A 17014-nucleotide genomic window follows, 5' to 3' on the forward strand; every position below is an offset into this window, starting at 1 on the left:
CATGTCCGCAGTTTTCGGTCGAATTGTCAGCATAACAACGGACATGGTGGTGTGGTGTCGACAGACCCGACATCCCTCACTCCACTGGACTGCTCATCAAGTGTCGACACTCGCATCCGCGGGCCTCAAATCCGAGTCACTGTACTATCTTCACAAGTTAGCCTAACTGGTCAGCCTAACCAAATATGCTACTCGATACTTCTCGTTTTCCCTGGATTCCGTTCTACCCCTCAATTTCTCCGAAAGCGGGGACTGAGGCCGAAACCGGGTCAGTTCCCCTCGAGTTCAGAACTCCACACTCGAGTCGTACTCAGAAACGGCGGCGGCTGTCGGCTCGTCCGGATCGACGCGAACGTCGATCAGTTCCGGCCCGTCGGCTCGTGCCAGTGCAGCATCGACTGCGCTCTCGAGTTCCGCGAGCGTCCCTACCGTTTCGCCCCGACAGCCAAACCCCTCCGCAATGGCGGCGAAATCTGGGGACGACCAGTCGAACCGGTGTCCCTCCGCATACTGATCGATTTCGGGAGACTTACTGATGATTCCGTAGTCCTGATTGTTGAAGAGGATCGTGACTACGTCTAGGTCGTACGCCGCCGCCGTGTGCAGTTCCTGCAAGCACATCATCGCCCCGCCGTCGCCGGTCAACGCGACGACTGGCCGATCCGGCGCGGCGAGTTTCGCGCCGATCGCAGCCGGCAGTCCGACGCCCATTCCCGCCCACGATCCGGCAGTAACGTACGTCTCGGGGTCGTACGTCTCGAAGGTCTGCTTGGCCCAGAGCCGGAAGCCGCCGATATCGGTCGTCACAACGGTCTCCCGCGGCAAGACATCACGAAGCGTCCGAAGCGCGCCGGCCGTCGCGATCGGCGTCTCGTCCTCGAGCAATCCGTGGGTACGAAGCCTGTCGTCGTACTCCGAGCGAACGCGGTCGCCGATGGACGCCCCGTCCCACGCGGCGTCGGGACGCGACGCGGAACGGAGCCCTTTCTGTAATCGATCGACCGCGCTGGCGATGTCGGAAACGATCGCGATATCGGCGTCGTAGGCGATATCGATGCGACTCGTCTCGAGGGTCACGTGGACGAGTGTCTCGCCCATCGGTAACGACCAGTCGGCGGTCGTCACGCCGTCGAACCGAGTCCCGAGTGCGAGCACGACGTCGGCGGCCTCGAGGGCCTTCTTTGCCCCCGACGGGAGGTGACTGCCCGTGACGCCGAGCCAGCGCGGATCGTCCTCGGGGAAGACCCCCTTTCCTTTGTAGGACGCGACGACCGGCGCGTTCAGCGTCTCGATGAGGGTCCGAATCGAGTCCGGATCTCCCGATCGGCGGGCACCGACGCCGAGGTAGACGACCGGTCGCTCCGCGTCGGCGAGCAGTTGCTTTGCGTCTTCGTACTCGGCGTCGCCGTCGAACCGGCTCGTCTGTGGATCGACCGTTACCGCCGGCGAGCGGAACTCGGCCTCGAGAAGTGATTTCGGAACGCCGAGTCGGACCGGGCCGCGCGGGGGTGTGAGTGCGGTTTCGATCCCCGACCGGATCGCCTGTTGAAACTCGACCGGCCGCTCGACCGAGACGTTTTCTTTGACGACGGTGTCGTACGTTTCGGGTTCGATTTCGTGGATCGGTCCCTTCCCGCGGTCGGCCGGATCGGCGTCGGCGGCGACGTGGAGCAGCGGGACGCGGTCGTCGAGCGCGTTTTTCAGCCCGTGCATCGCGTTTGTGTCGCCGGGACCGGGGACGGTAAGCGTCGCAGTGACAGTGCCGCTGGACTCGTAGTATCCCCACGCGATGTGCGGAATTGCGGTCTCGTGTCGAGCCATCACGTATCTGATGTCGTCTCGCCGGTCGACGGTACGATCTAACGGAAGCGTCTGGGTTCCGGGGAGCCCGACGAGGATATCGACCCCGGCGTCGACGAGGGCGTCGTACAGCTTCTCACTGCCGGGTCGCGCCGTTGGACCGTCATCTGTTGGGAGCATCGCTTTCGAGTTCGTGTGGTGCGACACAGCGCAATAAATACCGTCGGTCGTTCTCGGTTGCCCGCTCGCCGTCCGAAAGCGGCCATCGTCGAAACGGTCAACTGGAGGGGGAACGGCAGGGGAGGGCCGGCAGGAAATCGCGGACACAGGAAACCGAACCCGTCGAAGCCGTCGACGAACGACCTGCCGGCTCAGTACTCGTCGTCCTGTGCGTCGACGGTCGCGACGGCCGCGAGATTCACGATGTCTTTGACCTCGTCGCCCCGCTGGAGGACGTGGACCGGCTCGTCCATGCCGACCAGCATCGGGCCGATGGCGTCAGCGCCGCCCAGTCGCTGGAGGAGCTTGTAGCCGATGTTACCTGCCTCGAGGTTCGGGAAGACCAGCACGTTCGCCGGCTTCTCGAGGTCGGTAAAGTCGTAGGTGCCGGTCAGCATCTCCTCGACGACGGCGGTGTCGGCCTGCATCTCGCCGTCGACGGGGAAGTCGACAGCGGGATCTTCGCGGAGGCGACGGGCCGCTTCTCGGGGCTTTCGCGTCCCCTCGTTGTCGACGCTGCCGAAGTCCGAGTAGGAGAGCAACGCGGCACGCGGTTCGACGTCGAACCGGCGAGCCAGTTCGGCTGTGTGACGGGTGACTTCCTCGAGGACGTCCTCGTCGGGGGCTTGATTGACGGTCGCGTCGGCGACGAAGATCACGCGGTTCTTGAACGTGAGCATGTAGACGCCCGCTGCGTAGTCGGCGTCGTCAGCCGTGCCGACCACCTGCAGCGGCGGCCGCAGCGCGGACGGGTAGTGATTCGTCAGGCCGGTGAGCAACGCGTCGGCGTCGCCGCGGTCGACCATGACGCTGCCGAAGTAGTTGGTGTCGTCGCGGATCATCGACGCGGCCTCGCGGCGGGTGACGCCGTTGCGCTTCCGGCGTTCATAGAGGTGGTCGGCGTACCCCTCGTAGTCGCCGCTCTCGGGGTCGACCACGTCCGGTTCGAACTCGAGGCCGAGGTTCGCGATCGTGGTCCGAATGTCGTCCTCGTCGCCGATCAGGATCGGTTCGGCGATCCCGCGCTCGATGATCTGGGATGCCGCTCGCACGATCGTCTCGTCGGTCCCCTCGGCCAGCGCGATCCGCTTGGGATCGGACTTGGCCTTGTTGAGGACGACGCGCATCATCTCGCGGGACTTCCCGAGTCGGGCCTCGAGTCGCTCGACGTACTCGTCGATATCGAGGTCGACGCGGGCTGCACCCGAGTCGATCGCAGCCTGTGCGACCGCCGGCGCGACTTCGAAGAGGACGCGGGCGTCGAGGGGCTTCGGAATGATGTAATCGGGACCGAACTGCAGCGGCTGATCGCCGTAGGCTTTGACCACTGAATCGGGAACGTCCTGTTTGGCCAGATCGGCCAGCGCCGACGCCGCCGCGACCTTCATCTCCTCGTTGATCTCGGTGGCGCGTACGTCGAGTGCACCCCGGAAAATAAACGGGAAGCCGAGGACGTTGTTGACCTGATTCGGGTAGTCCGAGCGACCGGTGGCCATGATAACCGTATCGTCGCGGGCCGCTTTGGCCGATTCGTAGTCGATTTCGGGGTCCGGATTCGCCATCGCGAAGATGATCGGATCCGCAGCCATCGAGCGGACCATCTCTTGACTGACGATGCCGCCGGCGGAGAGGCCGACGAACACGTCCGCACCGTCCATCGCGTCCGCGAGGTCTCCATCGGGGAGGTCTCGAGCGAATTCCCGGTTGTACTCGTTGAGGTCGCCGGATTCCGCCCGCTGGGTCGTCAAGATGCCGTCGATATCGCATATCGTGATGTTCTCGCGTTTGACGCCGAGAGAGACGTAGAATCGGGCCGTTGCGAGCGCTGCCGCGCCTGCACCAGCGAAGGTGACCTCGAGGTTTTCGAGGTCCTTCCCGGAGATTTCGACGGCGTTGAGCAGCGCCGCACCCGAGATAATCGCGGTGCCGTGTTGGTCGTCGTGGAACACCGGGATCGACAGCCGCTCGCGGAGTTGCTCCTCGATAGTGAAACAGTCCGGTGCCGCGATGTCTTCCAGATTGATCCCGCCGAAGGTCGGTTCCATCGCGGCGACCGAGTTGACGAACGCGTCCGGGTCGTCGAGATCGAGTTCGATATCGAAGACGTCGATATCGGCGAAGCGCTTGAAGAGAACGCCTTTGCCTTCCATGACGGGTTTCGAGGCCTGTGCGCCGATGTCGCCGAGGCCGAGTACGGCCGATCCGTTCGAGACGACGCCGACGAGGTTCCCCTTCGTCGTGTACTGGTAGGCCTCGCCCGCGTCCGCATCGATTTCTCGACACGGTGCGGCGACACCCGGCGAATACGCGAGCGACAGGTCCCGTTGCGTGTTCGTCGGTTTCGTCGTCGATATCTCTATTTTCCCCGGCGGGGCGGTCCGGTGATACTCGAGCGCGTCTTCGTCCATTATCGTCCCGAGTGTCTCCGGCGTACCGATAAAAGTGTACGGTTACGCTCAATTGTTCCCATCTATATGAGATAATGCGTCGCAAATGGCCAAGCGAATTCTGAAGAACTGTCCGATTAAACACTTCAGCTGGATATAAAAATCAAGTGGCTGGTGTAGTTATTGGGCACTACAGATATGTTTCATTCTAACAAGACTACAGCTGGGTTGGCCCGACTGCTCGCCAACGATTACGGCGGAGGTCCCCGGATCTTCGCATAAATGACTTCTCGATCGAATTTCGATTAGCGTATTCGAATCACTCACTTTTTTGGTCGAGGGAAAGCCTACTGTCTGTCGATATAACGAGAACCGTGGTTCCGGGGAGATCATAGTCCCGAGTGATAAATTAACGAACACATCGACCGAATCGGTGACTCGACCATCGGAGACTGCGGGGTCGAGACGTGACTTTAGTCCGACACTCATTGCAACATTTATGCAATATGAGACACTATTATTCATATCGTATATATCACCAATTCTGGTCCTCGATTACTTTACCATTTACAAGCTGTACATTTTGGACTCGATGAAAAACTCAAAGAAAGAGATAAAACGTGTATGCAGTGTCCGATCATGTGTTGACTTCCCAACAGAGAGTACTCGAGTTCGGATTCTAGTGACCGCTCGGTAATATTTTTGATGCTGCCAGCGAAATTGGCGTCTATGGATACGCCCGATTCGTCACGATAGAACTATTGACCTAGGGCATCGTGGACGGCGTTAGATTGATCCGAATCACGTCCGCATAGCCCGTTATGTATGACTTGTGTCGTACCTTTTGTGCTACCTCTCGAAAATACTATGTATATGGCGATAATGGCGACGTTCAATATGCACACCTATACGACGGCTGTATCTGCTCGGAAATTATCGATGTAATCGGATTTTAACGAATATCTTATTTATATTGTCCACAGGGATACTGCTCTCATAACTGTTGGTGTCTCGACCATTTGTCAGATAACTATACTGGCGGTAGCGACAAAGATGTGCAGACCATCGAACCGAATCTCAGGACCGAGTGAGATGAGTAGGGGGTCGAGGAACAACTGGCCCGACCTCGGTCACGAATTGTCGCCGTCCTTCTCACGACGACCGAATCGATCGCTCGAGACGACCGGGACGTGTGGATCAGCGTCTCCGGTTCGATGGCAGCGTCGTGGTACTGAACGTCATTCCGACGACGTAAACGCCTCGACGCCAGCGCTCGCGATCGCAACGTCTTCCGAAACGTCACCGCCGCTGGCACCGACTGCACCGACGACTTCGCCGTCGTGCTCGATCGGAACGCCGCCGCCGAAGGTCACGACGCGATTGTCGTCCGTCGACTGGAGTCCGTACACGTCGCCGCCCGGTTCGGATCCTTCTTTCAGGTTTGCGGTCGGCTTCTTGACGGCCGCTGCGGTGTAGGCCTTATCGCGTGCGATGCTCGCTGCCACGAGCTTTGCGCCGTCCATTCGGCGAAACGCGAGGAGGTTTCCCTCGTTGTTCGTTACGGCGAGATTCATCGGCACACCGAGTTCGTTCGCCTTCGCTTCGGCGGCGTCGAGTATCTCCTTCGATTCGTCTAGCGAAACCGAATGCTGGGTTTGCATTCTACGTGAGTTATGCATGTGCCTACTATAAATCGACTTCGGATCGGGCGGTCTCGATTCGATCGGTGCTCGAGAGACGGCAATCGATTCGAGCGAAGCGCGAGGAGTGCGTTTGCCGGGTATTACTGCGGCGGGGAATCCCACGTCTCGCCGTTGTCCTGCGGATCGTAGCCGATCGTCTCCCGGGCGTTTTCGATGCTGTACCAGCGACGATCGTTATCGCTGACACCGCTGAAGATTTCGAAGCCGGGGTCGTCGGTCTGGAGACAGCAGTCGATCATATGTGCGAAGTCCCGGCGGGACTGCCACATGGCTTTCATCCGTGCGACCTGCTGGTCGTACTGGTCGCTTCCGCGTTCGTATTCGCCGTCATCGACGTCGTGTTCGGCGTCACCGTAGGGATGGTCGTATTCGGGCATCCGCACACTACAGATCCGGATCGCGTGGGCTCGTTTCGGGTACTCGTAGTTCTCGACGTAGTACCGACAGAGGTCTTCGCCGAAGCTCTTCGAGACACCGTAGTAGGAGTCCGGTCGGACCGGATCCTCGTGGGAGAGTCGGAACGGGGCCTCGGACCCGAAGTAGAGTTCGGGGGCGTTCTCGGACTCGTACATCCCCATCACGTGATTCGAGGAGGCGAACACGACCGTCTCGAGTTCCTCGGCCCGCGCGGCCTCGAGGGCGTTCAGTACCCCGATGATGTTGGGTTGGTGTACGTCGTCCCACGTGCCGTCGGTGAAGGGATAGCCCGCGAGGTGGATCATCGCGTTTTGGTCGGCGGCCGCGCTCCGAACGGCGGTCGCGTCGGCGACGTCGCCGACGACGGTTTCGTACTCCCCATACTCGTCCCCGTCGTCCGGATCGTTCCGGTCGAGATAGGTGAAATCGTAGTCGGGGTCGTCGTGAAGGTGGTCGATGATGGCGGTTCCACACCGTCCGTACGCACCGGTTAGTAGGACGTTCACAGGTGTTGGGTCTGTCGCATGTGATATAATTGTTCGGATCACGCAACGGGCGTCGGGGCCGTAACCGGTGTCTCGGGGGAGTCCCGCGACAGGCCGACGTTACTGGCCGTCGGTAAACTGTGACGCGGCGAGCAGGAAGAACCCCTGTCCATACGACGTCGACGTCAGCGGCGCCCCCGGTCCGCCCGGCGGCCCCGCGACCCGGCGGACGGCCCCTTCGTCGTCGACGAGGCCGATCGAGACGTCCATCGCGTCCCGTGCCGCCCGTTCGTATTTCTCGTCCTCGACGATACCCAGTTCGAGGGCGCGCTCGAACGCGTAGGTGTACATGAGCGTGCCCGAACTCTCGAGCGGGGTGTGGGGATCGTCAACGATGTTGTACCACATGCCGCTGTCGTCCTGTCGCTCCACGACCGCCGAGGCGACGTCCCGGAAGATCTCGACGAGTTCCTCGCGATCGGGATGATCGTCGGGGAGGAACTCGAGAACGTCGACGATCGCTGCCTGTATCCAGCCGTTGCCGCGGGCCCAGAAGGTGCTCTGGGGATAGCTGTTGGGCTGTTCGTGCCAGATGTGCCGGAACAAACCGGTGTGCGGGTCCTGAAGGTGTTTCGCGTGGACGATGAGTTGCTTGGCGGCCTCGTCGAAGGCCTCGGGTTCGTCGGCGGCGGCCCCGTATCGGGCGAAGAACGGACACATCATGTACACCGAGTCGATCCAGAGCCCCTTCACGCCTGACAGTTCCGGGACGTGGTGGGGGATGCCGCCGTCCGCGGTCCGCTCGACCGACTGGAGGTTCTCGTACTCGCCGCGTGCGGCTTCGAGATAGCACTCGTCGCCGGTCCGGCGATAGAACTCGAGGACGCCGTGGCCGATCGAGGTCGTGTTGTTCGTGTTCATCGCCTTCCGCTCGTCGATCTCCCAGTGGGCGTCGTACTCCTGTCCGTGCTGGAAGACCTCGATGGGGTAGCTCGGGCCGTACGAGAGCTGGCCGTTGCTGTCTTGGGTTTCGACGGCGCGGTCGACCAGTGCCCGCGCGGCTTCGGTACAGTCGTCGCGGTCGGCGGCGAGCAGTCCGTTGATGGCGACCCCTTTCTGCCAGACCTCGTTTTCCATGTCCGTGGCAATGGTATACGCTGCGACAGTCGCGATCGTCTCGTCGAGGGACGGAGTCATGACGGTAGCTAATCCTCCGCTGGATCGATCATAAATCTTGCTGACGGGTCGAGCGCGGCGTCGCCACCGCGTCGTCGACTCGACAATTCGCCGAGAGCGAGAATGACGATACGTTTATGAGTCACCCATCCGATTTCGCATCCATGGCGTCCGAGAAGCTACAGGACGGTCTGCGAAGCGTCGCAGCCGGGCTGTTGACACCATTCGACGACGACGGAGCGATCAATCACGACCAGCTGGCCGACAACGCCGAGGCCCTCTCGAGGGACGGACTCAGTACGTTCCTCGCGTGTGCGAACATCAGCGAGTACCACTCGCTGTCCCACCAAGAGCGGATCGACATCACCGAGACGGGCGTATCGGCGCTGCCCGACGACGCGTGCGTCCTCGCCGGCGTCGGGGGCAGCACGAAGACCGCACGCGACCTCGTCGCCGCTTACGACGAGATCGGCGTAGACGCGATGATGATCATGCCGCCGGACCACACGTACGTCCACGAGCAGGGGCTCCTCGAGTACTACGAGGCGCTCGCCGACGCGGCGGCGGTCGGCATCGTCCCCTACATCCGCGGCTTCGAGCCGTCCGTCTCGTTCCTCGCGTCGCTGACCGAGATCGACGGCGTGGCCGGAATCAAGTACGCCATCCCGGACGCGGTCAAATTCGGACAGGCTGTCGCGGCCGGCGACGACGATGTCGTCTGGGTCGACGGCATGGCAGAACCCCACGCGCTGTCGCTCTGGGTGCAGGGAGCCGAGGGATTCACGGCGGGCGTGACGAACTTCGAGCCGCGGCTCGGCCTGGCGCTGCTGACAGCGCTGCGCGACGAGGAGTGGGAGCGGGCGCGTGCCCTCCAGAACGCGGCGGTCCCGTACCAGCAGTTCCGGAACGGGACCGGCGAGGAGAACACGCTCGCGGACGCGATCAGCGTTCCGGCGGTCAAATACGGGCTCGAGCTCGCGGGCTACAACGGCGGCGCGGTCCGCGAGCCGATCGTCGGTCTCTCGGCGGCCGACCAGCGGCGAGCCGAAACGCTCTATGAGCAACTCCAGTCCGATCTCGACCGCCTTCTCTGAGGCCGGGCCGCGACCGCCGTCCGTTTTTCCGACACGATTTCTTCGAACCGCTCGTTCCGTCCACGATCGAACCCAGCGTGGCCGCTCTTGCTCCCGCGGCCGTCCGCCATCGTCGGAAGGCCGTATTTCGGAACCCGAGCGGGGCGAGTATCGACGCTCGGATGCGACCCCCGGGCGATTTCGCAGGAGGCCACGAATCAGCGTCCGGCCACACCGGAAGTTAGGTCCCTGCCGCCGGTCCGTTTGGGGAACAGAGTTACAAACGTATGCCTGTAATTTAGAACGACGCTCTGTAAGCGATCGGTCAAAAAGACCGATTTCGGCGGATAGCGCCCCGTCGATCCGCATCCATCTCTACATCCGGTGGTGCCGGACAGCATATGCGACTCTCTGGCATGACCGGGTCGCCGAAGCGAACCGATCACCGTCACGACAGCGCCGCCGCTGCCCCATCGGCCGACCACAAAACGCGATCCGCGACCTCCCTTTTCGAGTCAGCGAGCGCCGACGGTCCGATTAGATCATCCGGTACACTTCGTCCATCCACTGATCCGAGTCGTCGTCGACGGTGATCCCTTGCATCTCCTCGGCCCAGCGGGCCTGTGCGTCGCTCTCGTCCATTACCGCTTCGATCGCGTCCGGGTCGTCGAGTTCGAGGAAGCCGAAGACGTGGCCGTCGGCCTCGAAGACGCTGTAGGTCTCGAGGCCGGCGTCGGACTCGAGGTACGCGTCCTCGAGCCACTGAGGGACGTTCTCGTGTGCCTCGCGATACGCCTCGCGCTGTCCATCAGCAATTTTCAGGTGGAACGCAATGCGTGGCATGCAAGTATCGCATCGAAGGCCTCCCTCATAGCTATTCCCCCGTCTCCCGATCGCGCGTTCACTCGAGACGGTAGCGGTCGACCGCCGATTCGTCGACGTCAATCCCGAGGCCGGGGTCCTGCGGCACCGCGAGTTCGCCGCCGGTCGGATCCAGCGGGGACTCGAGTAGATCGTCACGGAGCGGGTTCTCGCTGCGATCGAACTCGAAGAGGACGGGGCCGGGTTCCATTCCCTCGGCGTGGGGGTACGTCGACAGGCTCGCGGCGAACTGCAACGCGGCCGCGGTCCCAACCGCGCTGTTCCAGACATGGGGCCGAACGATCGCGTTCGCCGTCGTCGCTAACTTCGCGAGGAACCGGGCCTCGGCGAAGCCGCCACAGCGTCCGAGGTTCGGCTGGACGACGTCGATCAGTCCGTCCTCGAGCAGCCGCGCGAACTCGAAGCGGCCGTAGTGGGCCTCGCCGGCGGCGAGGGGGACGTCGACGCGCGCGCCGATCTCACGATACCCCTCGTAGTTCTCCGGCGGGACGGGCTCTTCGACCCACGTTAGATCGTATGATTCGAGTTCGCGGATCGACGCGATCGCCCCTCTCGGCGTGTAGTTGCCGTTGAAATCGACCATCAGGTGTGCGTCGTCGCCGAGGATCTCGCGGGCGATCTCGACGCGCCGGCGATCGTCCTCGCGGCCGCCGCCGAGCTTGATCTTCGCCGCGGTAAACCCTTCCTCGACGGCGTCTTCCATGGGTTCGGCTGGGTCTTCTCCCCACTCGGTGAGGTACATCGTCGACGCGTACGGGACGACCGACTTGACCCGGCGGCCGCCGAGCAGTTCGTGGATCGGCAGCCCGGCCGCCTTCCCTCGGAGGTCCCACATCGCGACCTCGATCCCTGAGAGGGCGGACTGTGCGAGGGCCTCGCGAGCGGCGTGGTAGCCGCCGATGTCGCCGGTGTAGACGCGGTCGGCTAACGACTCGGCCGCGACCGGCGAACTGCCGACGACGGCATCGGCGAACTCGTCTTCGATCAGCGCCGCGACCGCCCGCGGCGAGGCGAACGCTTCGCCCCAGCCGACCGCTCCGTCGTCCGTCTCGAGGCGGACGAGCGTCGTCGATCGCGACTCGGTCATGCCGCGCGAGCCGCCGAACGCGCGCCCCTCGGCGAGTTCGTGTGACAGTGGAATCGCTGCTAGCTCGGTGATTTCCATGATACGAGTACCCGTTTCCGGGGTAGTTTCAAATAGTTTCTCGGTTACGAAGGGTCGGCCGCTCTAACTCCCGCGACTCGAGTATGATCCGCGAGTGTCACAGCGACGCCACCCTCGAGTCGTTGCTCGTGGACTGACGAACGTGGGGAGGCGGGGTATGACGACAGTGAGGACGGTGATGCCGAGGAAGCGGAACCCGTTCGACTACCGGAACTGCGGCATGACCTCGTCGGCGAACAGCTCCATGCCGCCGGTATCGGGGAAGTCGACGAACCAGCACTGGAACTTCGTGACGCCAGCGTCGATCCGGCGTTCGATCGCCTCGGCACACTCCTCGGGCGTCCCCATGATGAAGTAGTCGTTGGCGATCGCCTCGGTCGTGATGTCGGCTTGATCGACGTACTCCTCCTCGAACTGGATTGGGATCATCAGGTCGAGCAGGCGCTCGTACTTCTCGGGGTCGCGCGTACAGACGACGTGGCCGTCCCACGAGTACTCGATCTCGTCGGGATCGCGGCCGACCGTCTCACAGTGGTCCTCGATGACGCCGATCTTGTGCTCGAGCGTCTCCGGCGTCCCGTTGAACACGTCCGTGTTCCAGACGTCGGCGTATTTCGCGACGAGTTTCAGCGTCACGTCCTCGCCCTGCCCGCCGACGAGGATCGGCGGATGAGGATCCTGCACCGGGCCGGGATCGCAGTAGGCCTCGTCGATCTCGTAGCGCTCGCCCGAGAACGAGGCGGCCTCGCCCGGTTCGGTCGCCCAAAACGCCTTCATCAGTCGGATGCTCTCGTCCAAGCGCATCAGCCGCTCGAAGCCGTCGCGGTACTCCCAGCCGTAGGCCTCGTACTCCGGCTCGTGCCAGCCGGCGCCGAGGCCGAGTTCGAGCCGGCCGTCGGAGATGACATCGAGCGTCGCGGCCATCTTCGCGACGAGCGCGGGGTTGCGGTAGTCGTTACAGAGGACGAGCGAGCCGAGATTGATGTCGTCGGTGAGCCCCGCCAGCGCGGACAGCAGCGTCCAGCACTCGTACTCGGCGTGATCGCGGCCGAGCATGAGGTGGTCCGGTGCCCACGCGGCGTCGAAGCCGAATTCCTCGGCCGTCAGGACGCCATTTTTCGTCGTCTCCCAGTCGAGCGTCTCGTAACACGGCGTATCGCGGTGAACCGGGTCGGTACCCGACTCAGGCGCGCCCGCAAACACCGGCACGTTGTACTCGAACGTAACGTCGGTCATGAGTTAATCCACGCTGTAGTGAGCGAGCGCCTCGGCGTTGACTGCCGAACTCAGCCCGACGGTGTCGGGGAGCGAGACGGTGCCGTCCTTGGCTTGGGGCGGATTGGCGTAGATTGCGTCGGCGTACGTCGACTCCTGTTCGCCCTGGCGTTCCTTGTACCACTCCGGGATCGGGAAGTACTCCGCCATCGGCGCGTTAGTTGAGGCGGCAATGAAATGCAACGTCGGGTTCGTCCCCGAGTGGGGAATCACCGGCACGTCGCGGGCGCTGGCCATCGAGTCGATCTTCAGCAACTCGGTCAGCCCGCCACAGCGGTGAATGTCCGGCTGGAGGATGTCGACGGCCTCGCGCTCGAGTAGTTCCTTGTGGCCCCAGCGGGTGAACTCGTGTTCGCCGCCGGAGATGGGAACGTTCGACGCCTCGCGGACCTCGGCGTAACCGTCGATATCGTCGGGGATGACCGGCTCCTCGACCCACTCCATGTCGTAGCGCTCGAGGCGCTTGAGCATCTTCTTGGCGTACCGGACGGTCCAGCCCATGTAGGCGTCACCGGCAATCGCGAGTTCGTCGCCGACGGCGTCCCGGACCGTCTCGACGATTTTCTCGTTCTCCTTCATCCCCTCGCGGCCGGCTTCCGGACCGTACCGGAACCGTAGCTTCATCGCGTCGAAGCCCTGCTCGGCGTAGTTCTGTGCTTCGCGCGCGAGTTTTTCGTGGTCGACCGGGTGGAGGTTGCTCGCGTAACAGGGGATCTCATCGGAGACCGGGCCGCCCAGCAGTTCGTAGACCGGTTTCTCCGCTTCCTTGCCGGCGATGTCCCAGAGTGCGAGGTCGACGGCACTGATGGCCTCAATGGCTGCCCCCTTCCGGCCGAAGGGGATCGTCGCCCGGTACATCATATCCCAGAGCCGTTCACGCTGGTGGGGATCCTCGCCGATGATGAGCTTCGAGAGCGTCTCGTCGACGATGGTTTCGATCGACCCCGTCGCCCAGTTGCCAACGCCGACGCCGGTGATACCCGCGTCGGTCTCGACTTCCACGACGACATCGCCGACCGGCCCCATCCAATTCCGCCGGGCCTGTGGGTTGTCGCCGTCGGCATTGTTGTACTCGTCGAACTTGCTCATGACGGTGACGAGCGGGAATTCGACGAACTCGCCCCATGAATCGGTACTTACCTTCGTGACGTTGATTTCCGTTATCTCCATACGTTGATGGTCACTTCCGATGGACTCGCTTCGAGATGTGTTCAACAGCCACATAAGTGTTTATAGTACTCAGACCCGAGCGCGAACCGACGATCTGTGGCCGGTCGAGCTCACTCTCCAGCGCGAAGCCAGCGGAGGATCCGCATTGGACGACTGTTCGATAATCTGATTGAGCGGTGCCGATGGCAGTCTCCCGATCGAGTCAGTCCGCTCCGAGCGGACGTGTGTCATACCTAAAGTTATATGTATGAGAGTCACCCACCTATTGATAGCTCGACCAGAGCGAGGTAACCCTACATGAAGGCCATAGTCCATACCGGTCCCAGATCTATCGAGATTCGCGAACGTGAGAAAGCGGTTCCCGCTGACGACGAAGTACTCGTTCGCGTGCACTCGGCGGGACTGTGCGGAAGCGACGCACACGCGTACAAGTACGAAGACGGCTACGAGTGGATCCCGATCCCGCGGATCATGGGCCACGAGTACTCCGGCGAAGTCGTCGAGGTCGGCAGCGACGTCACCGACTTCACAGTCGGCGACCACGTCGTCGAAGAACCGATCCACGACTGCGGCTCGTGTTTTCAGTGCAAGAACGGCCAGCCGAACGTCTGCCAGAATTTCGAGATCACAGGCATGCATAACGACGGGGCGTATACCGAGTATACGACTGTCCGTCCTCGAGATCTCCACCGGATTCCCGACGACGTACCCCTTGGCCACGCCAGCATCACCGAACCGCTCAGCATCGCGACGCGGGCGGTGTTCGATCAGTCCAACGTGACGCCGGGCGACACGGTCCTCGTAGAGGGCCCCGGCCCGATCGGCGTGCTCGTCGCAGCCGTCGCGGACTCGATGGGTGCCGACGTCCTCGTCTCGGGACTGGGCAAGGATATCGAGTATCGGCTGCCGCTGGTCGAACAGCTCGGGATCGAGACGGTCGATATCGAGACGACCGACCTCTCCGATGTTATCGAGACCCATACTGATGATATCGGCTTCGACACAATCTTCGATACGACCGGCCACGCGAGCGGCATCGAAATGGCCATCGACAACGTTCGCAAAGGTGGGCAGATCGTCGTCGTCGGTCTTCCTGGCGCTCCCAGCGAAGTGTTCATGACGCCGGTCGTCCGTAGCGAAGTCGACGTGAACACGTCCTACGGCTCGACGTGGCAGAACTTCGAGCAGGCCATCCGGCTGCTGTCTGCCGGTGCCATCGACGTCGACGCGATAATCGACCGATCGTTCAGCGTCGACGATCCGACCGCCGCGTTCGAAGCGTTCCTCGAGTCGGAAACTTGTAAGCCGGTCTTCTCGTTTTCCGAGTAACGGAGTCAACGGCGACTGCGTAATTGCGGTGTCGTTCGACGGCTCGAGCGTTGTCGATCGAACGGGTCCCATAGCAACCCTACTCACGCTCGCGGCCGTACTCGTTCGACTACACCGCGGTTCGGGTACGCACTCGGGCCCACCGCGTTCGCGGGCAACGCAATGTTTAGTACCGCCCGACGCATCGGAGTTCGTACACGATGGTGCTGGATACTCACACGCACGCGTGGACGCGACCGAGCCGAGACCAGCCGTGGGTCAACGGTCCGCTCGTCGAGACCGTCGACGAGTTCACCGTCGATACCGTCTACACTGCAGCGAAGCTCCTCGCGGACATGGACGCTGTCGGCGTCGACGAGGCGGTTGTTGTCGGCTATCCGATTTGCGAGTGGACCGACAACCGATACACGGTTCGCTGTGTGGAGGACCACGATAGGCTCTCGGGAATCGTCATGCTCGACCCGTTCGCCGACGGCGCGGCCGATCGGTTGCGCGAGGCCATGGCCGTCGACGGCGTGCTCGGTGTCCGCCTCGGAGCGATCTGCCCGTCTGATCGGATGTGGGAGACGTTCGATCCAACCGTCGAGTGGCTGCGCGAGGCGATCGACGAGACCGATTTCTGGGCGGTCGCCCGCGAGACCGACGCGCTGGTCCAGGTTCTTGCCCACGTCGACCAGCTCGAGCAGGTGATCGACCTCGTCGACGCCTATCCGGAACTCAGCTACGCGCTCGATCACTTCTGTCACGCCGGTCCCGAGGTCCCGCCCGCCGAAGCGCTCGCCGCGCTCGAGCCCCTCGCCGGCGACGAGTACGACGTGGCGGTGAAAATCTCCGAAGTCGTCCACCGCTCGGAAGAGTCGTTTCCCTACGCCGACATGCACGACCACATTCGCTGGCTGCTCGAGACGTTCGGCCGCGAACGGGTCGTCTGGGGCTCGGACTTTCCGAACGTCAGCGACGAGGCGAGCTACGAGGAGAGCCTGCGCTGGCTCGACCACGTCGACTGCCTTTCTCGGAACGATCGGGAGTGGCTCACCGGCCGCTCGATGCGGGCACTGTGCGGGATCTGACCGTTACTCGCCGACGACGTGGTTCTCGAGCGTGCCGATCCCTTCGACTTCGGCTTCGACCGTGTCGCCCGGCGAGAGTAGCTCCGGCGGGTCGCGGAAGACGCCGACGCCGCCCGGTGTGCCGGTCGAAATCACGGTCCCCGGCTGCAACGTCATTCTGTGGCTCAGATACTCGACGGTGTCGCCGACGTCGAAGATGAACTCCGCCGTCGAGGACTCCTGTTTCACCTCGCCGTTGAGTCGGAGTTCGACGGTGACGTCATTGGCGTCGATGTCCTCGGGCGCGGTCAGGGCCGGTCCCATCGGCGCGAACGTGTCGTAGCTTTTTCCCCGGAAGAACTGGCCGTCCTCGAACTGGGCGTCGCGCGCGCTGACGTCGTTGACGACCGTGTAGCCGGCGACGTACTCCTCGGCCTCGTCGGCCGAGACTTCGCAGGCGGTCCGGCCGATGACGATGCCGAGTTCGACCTCGTAGTCGACCTGCTCGACGTCGTCGGGGTGGACGATCGGCGCGTCGGGACCGGTGACGCTTCCGGGTGACTTCGCGAACAGCATCGGCTTGTCCGGAATCTCCTCGTCTTGCTCCTCGGCGTGGTCGTAGTAGTTCAGCCCGACGCAGACGATCTGTTCGACCGACGGGATCGGTACCAACCGGTCCTTGAGCTCGTCAATTTCCGGCAGTTCACCCGTCTCGACGGCGCGGCGGACCCGCCGGCGGTAGCCGGGCGTCGCGAGGTCTTCGATCGTCGGTTCTCCGAAACGGTCCAGCGAATACGACTGGTCGTCGACGGTAACGCCCCAGCTGACGCCGCCGCTAGTCGCGAATCGAACGAATTGCATCACCTCGAGATTCTCCTCTTGAA

General features: G+C 62.8%; 13 protein-coding genes. 3 read left to right on the forward strand and 10 right to left on the reverse strand.

What is annotated here, in order from left to right:
• Window positions 1-285 precede the first annotated feature (285 nt).
• From ACJYUO_RS17465 to ACJYUO_RS17485, 5 genes are all read right to left on the reverse strand, one after another.
• A complete protein-coding gene (locus tag ACJYUO_RS17465) occupies window positions 286-1980 on the reverse strand; it encodes a thiamine pyrophosphate-binding protein (protein WP_494346615.1) in 1695 nt (564 codons plus the stop codon).
• A gap of 191 nt (window positions 1981-2171) precedes the next feature.
• Complete coding sequence (locus ACJYUO_RS17470; protein WP_494346616.1) at window positions 2172-4427, reverse strand: NADP-dependent malic enzyme; 2256 nt, start codon at window positions 4425-4427, stop codon at window positions 2172-2174.
• A gap of 1217 nt (window positions 4428-5644) precedes the next feature.
• Window positions 5645-6067, reverse strand: coding sequence for a GlcG/HbpS family heme-binding protein (locus ACJYUO_RS17475; protein WP_494346617.1), 423 nt, complete (start codon window positions 6065-6067; stop codon window positions 5645-5647).
• A 122-nt stretch (window positions 6068-6189) separates the two neighbouring features.
• Entirely contained in the window at window positions 6190-7032 is an 843-nt protein-coding gene (locus ACJYUO_RS17480; protein WP_494346618.1) for an NAD-dependent epimerase/dehydratase family protein, read from the reverse strand.
• A gap of 99 nt (window positions 7033-7131) precedes the next feature.
• Window positions 7132-8208: a glycoside hydrolase family 88/105 protein gene (locus ACJYUO_RS17485; RefSeq protein WP_494346619.1), complete on the reverse strand. Its 1077-nt coding sequence runs from the start codon at window positions 8206-8208 to the stop codon at window positions 7132-7134.
• Window positions 8209-8351: 143 nt separating this feature from the next.
• Here ACJYUO_RS17485 and ACJYUO_RS17490 point away from each other — a divergent pair, with 143 nt between their 5' ends.
• Complete coding sequence (locus ACJYUO_RS17490) at window positions 8352-9281, forward strand: dihydrodipicolinate synthase family protein (RefSeq protein ID WP_494346620.1); 930 nt, start codon at window positions 8352-8354, stop codon at window positions 9279-9281.
• A 516-nt stretch (window positions 9282-9797) separates the two neighbouring features.
• On the opposite strand, the gene ACJYUO_RS17495 is transcribed toward ACJYUO_RS17490, so the two are convergent.
• The 4 genes from ACJYUO_RS17495 to ACJYUO_RS17510 form a co-directional block, all read right to left on the reverse strand.
• Window positions 9798-10103 (reverse strand): L-rhamnose mutarotase, encoded by a 306-nt coding sequence (locus ACJYUO_RS17495; protein ID WP_494346621.1) that lies wholly within the window; start codon window positions 10101-10103, stop codon window positions 9798-9800.
• Window positions 10104-10161: 58 nt separating this feature from the next.
• Window positions 10162-11307, reverse strand: coding sequence for a mandelate racemase/muconate lactonizing enzyme family protein (locus ACJYUO_RS17500; RefSeq protein WP_494346622.1), 1146 nt, complete (start codon window positions 11305-11307; stop codon window positions 10162-10164).
• Between the two features lie 204 nt (window positions 11308-11511).
• Complete coding sequence (locus ACJYUO_RS17505) at window positions 11512-12543, reverse strand: LLM class flavin-dependent oxidoreductase (protein WP_494346623.1); 1032 nt, start codon at window positions 12541-12543, stop codon at window positions 11512-11514.
• Between the two features lie 3 nt (window positions 12544-12546).
• Window positions 12547-13752 carry an enolase C-terminal domain-like protein gene (locus ACJYUO_RS17510; protein WP_494346624.1) on the reverse strand — a complete coding sequence of 402 codons (1206 nt, stop codon included), beginning with the start codon at window positions 13750-13752 and terminating at the stop codon, window positions 12547-12549.
• A 297-nt stretch (window positions 13753-14049) separates the two neighbouring features.
• Between ACJYUO_RS17510 and ACJYUO_RS17515 the strand changes: the two genes are divergently transcribed.
• Both ACJYUO_RS17515 and ACJYUO_RS17520 read left to right on the forward strand, forming a co-directional pair.
• Entirely contained in the window at window positions 14050-15081 is a 1032-nt protein-coding gene (locus ACJYUO_RS17515; protein ID WP_494346625.1) for a zinc-dependent alcohol dehydrogenase, read from the forward strand.
• Window positions 15082-15281: 200 nt separating this feature from the next.
• A complete protein-coding gene (locus tag ACJYUO_RS17520) occupies window positions 15282-16151 on the forward strand; it encodes an amidohydrolase family protein (protein WP_494346626.1) in 870 nt (289 codons plus the stop codon).
• Between the two features lie 3 nt (window positions 16152-16154).
• On the opposite strand, the gene ACJYUO_RS17525 is transcribed toward ACJYUO_RS17520, so the two are convergent.
• Window positions 16155-16991: a fumarylacetoacetate hydrolase family protein gene (locus ACJYUO_RS17525; protein WP_494346627.1), complete on the reverse strand. Its 837-nt coding sequence runs from the start codon at window positions 16989-16991 to the stop codon at window positions 16155-16157.
• Window positions 16992-17014 lie beyond the last annotated feature (23 nt).

This window comes from Natrinema sp. CRL1, from assembly GCF_059162405.1.

Excerpts from the sequence above, each read along its gene's own strand:
- ACJYUO_RS17515 (WP_494346625.1), top strand. The coding sequence starts at position 14,050 with ATGAAGGCCATAGTCCATACCGGTCCCAGATCTATCGAGATTCGCGAA.
- ACJYUO_RS17490 (WP_494346620.1), top strand. The coding sequence starts at position 8,352 with ATGGCGTCCGAGAAGCTACAGGACGGTCTGCGAAGCGTCGCAGCCGGG.
- ACJYUO_RS17495 (WP_494346621.1), bottom strand. The coding sequence starts at position 10,103 with ATGCCACGCATTGCGTTCCACCTGAAAATTGCTGATGGACAGCGCGAG.
- ACJYUO_RS17470 (WP_494346616.1), bottom strand. The coding sequence starts at position 4,427 with ATGGACGAAGACGCGCTCGAGTATCACCGGACCGCCCCGCCGGGGAAA.
- ACJYUO_RS17520 (WP_494346626.1), top strand. The coding sequence starts at position 15,282 with ATGGTGCTGGATACTCACACGCACGCGTGGACGCGACCGAGCCGAGAC.
- ACJYUO_RS17510 (WP_494346624.1), bottom strand. The coding sequence starts at position 13,752 with ATGGAGATAACGGAAATCAACGTCACGAAGGTAAGTACCGATTCATGG.
- ACJYUO_RS17505 (WP_494346623.1), bottom strand. The coding sequence starts at position 12,543 with ATGACCGACGTTACGTTCGAGTACAACGTGCCGGTGTTTGCGGGCGCG.
- ACJYUO_RS17475 (WP_494346617.1), bottom strand. The coding sequence starts at position 6,067 with ATGCAAACCCAGCATTCGGTTTCGCTAGACGAATCGAAGGAGATACTC.
- ACJYUO_RS17485 (WP_494346619.1), bottom strand. The coding sequence starts at position 8,208 with ATGACTCCGTCCCTCGACGAGACGATCGCGACTGTCGCAGCGTATACC.
- ACJYUO_RS17525 (WP_494346627.1), bottom strand. The coding sequence starts at position 16,991 with ATGCAATTCGTTCGATTCGCGACTAGCGGCGGCGTCAGCTGGGGCGTT.
- ACJYUO_RS17465 (WP_494346615.1), bottom strand. The coding sequence starts at position 1,980 with ATGCTCCCAACAGATGACGGTCCAACGGCGCGACCCGGCAGTGAGAAG.
- ACJYUO_RS17500 (WP_494346622.1), bottom strand. The coding sequence starts at position 11,307 with ATGGAAATCACCGAGCTAGCAGCGATTCCACTGTCACACGAACTCGCC.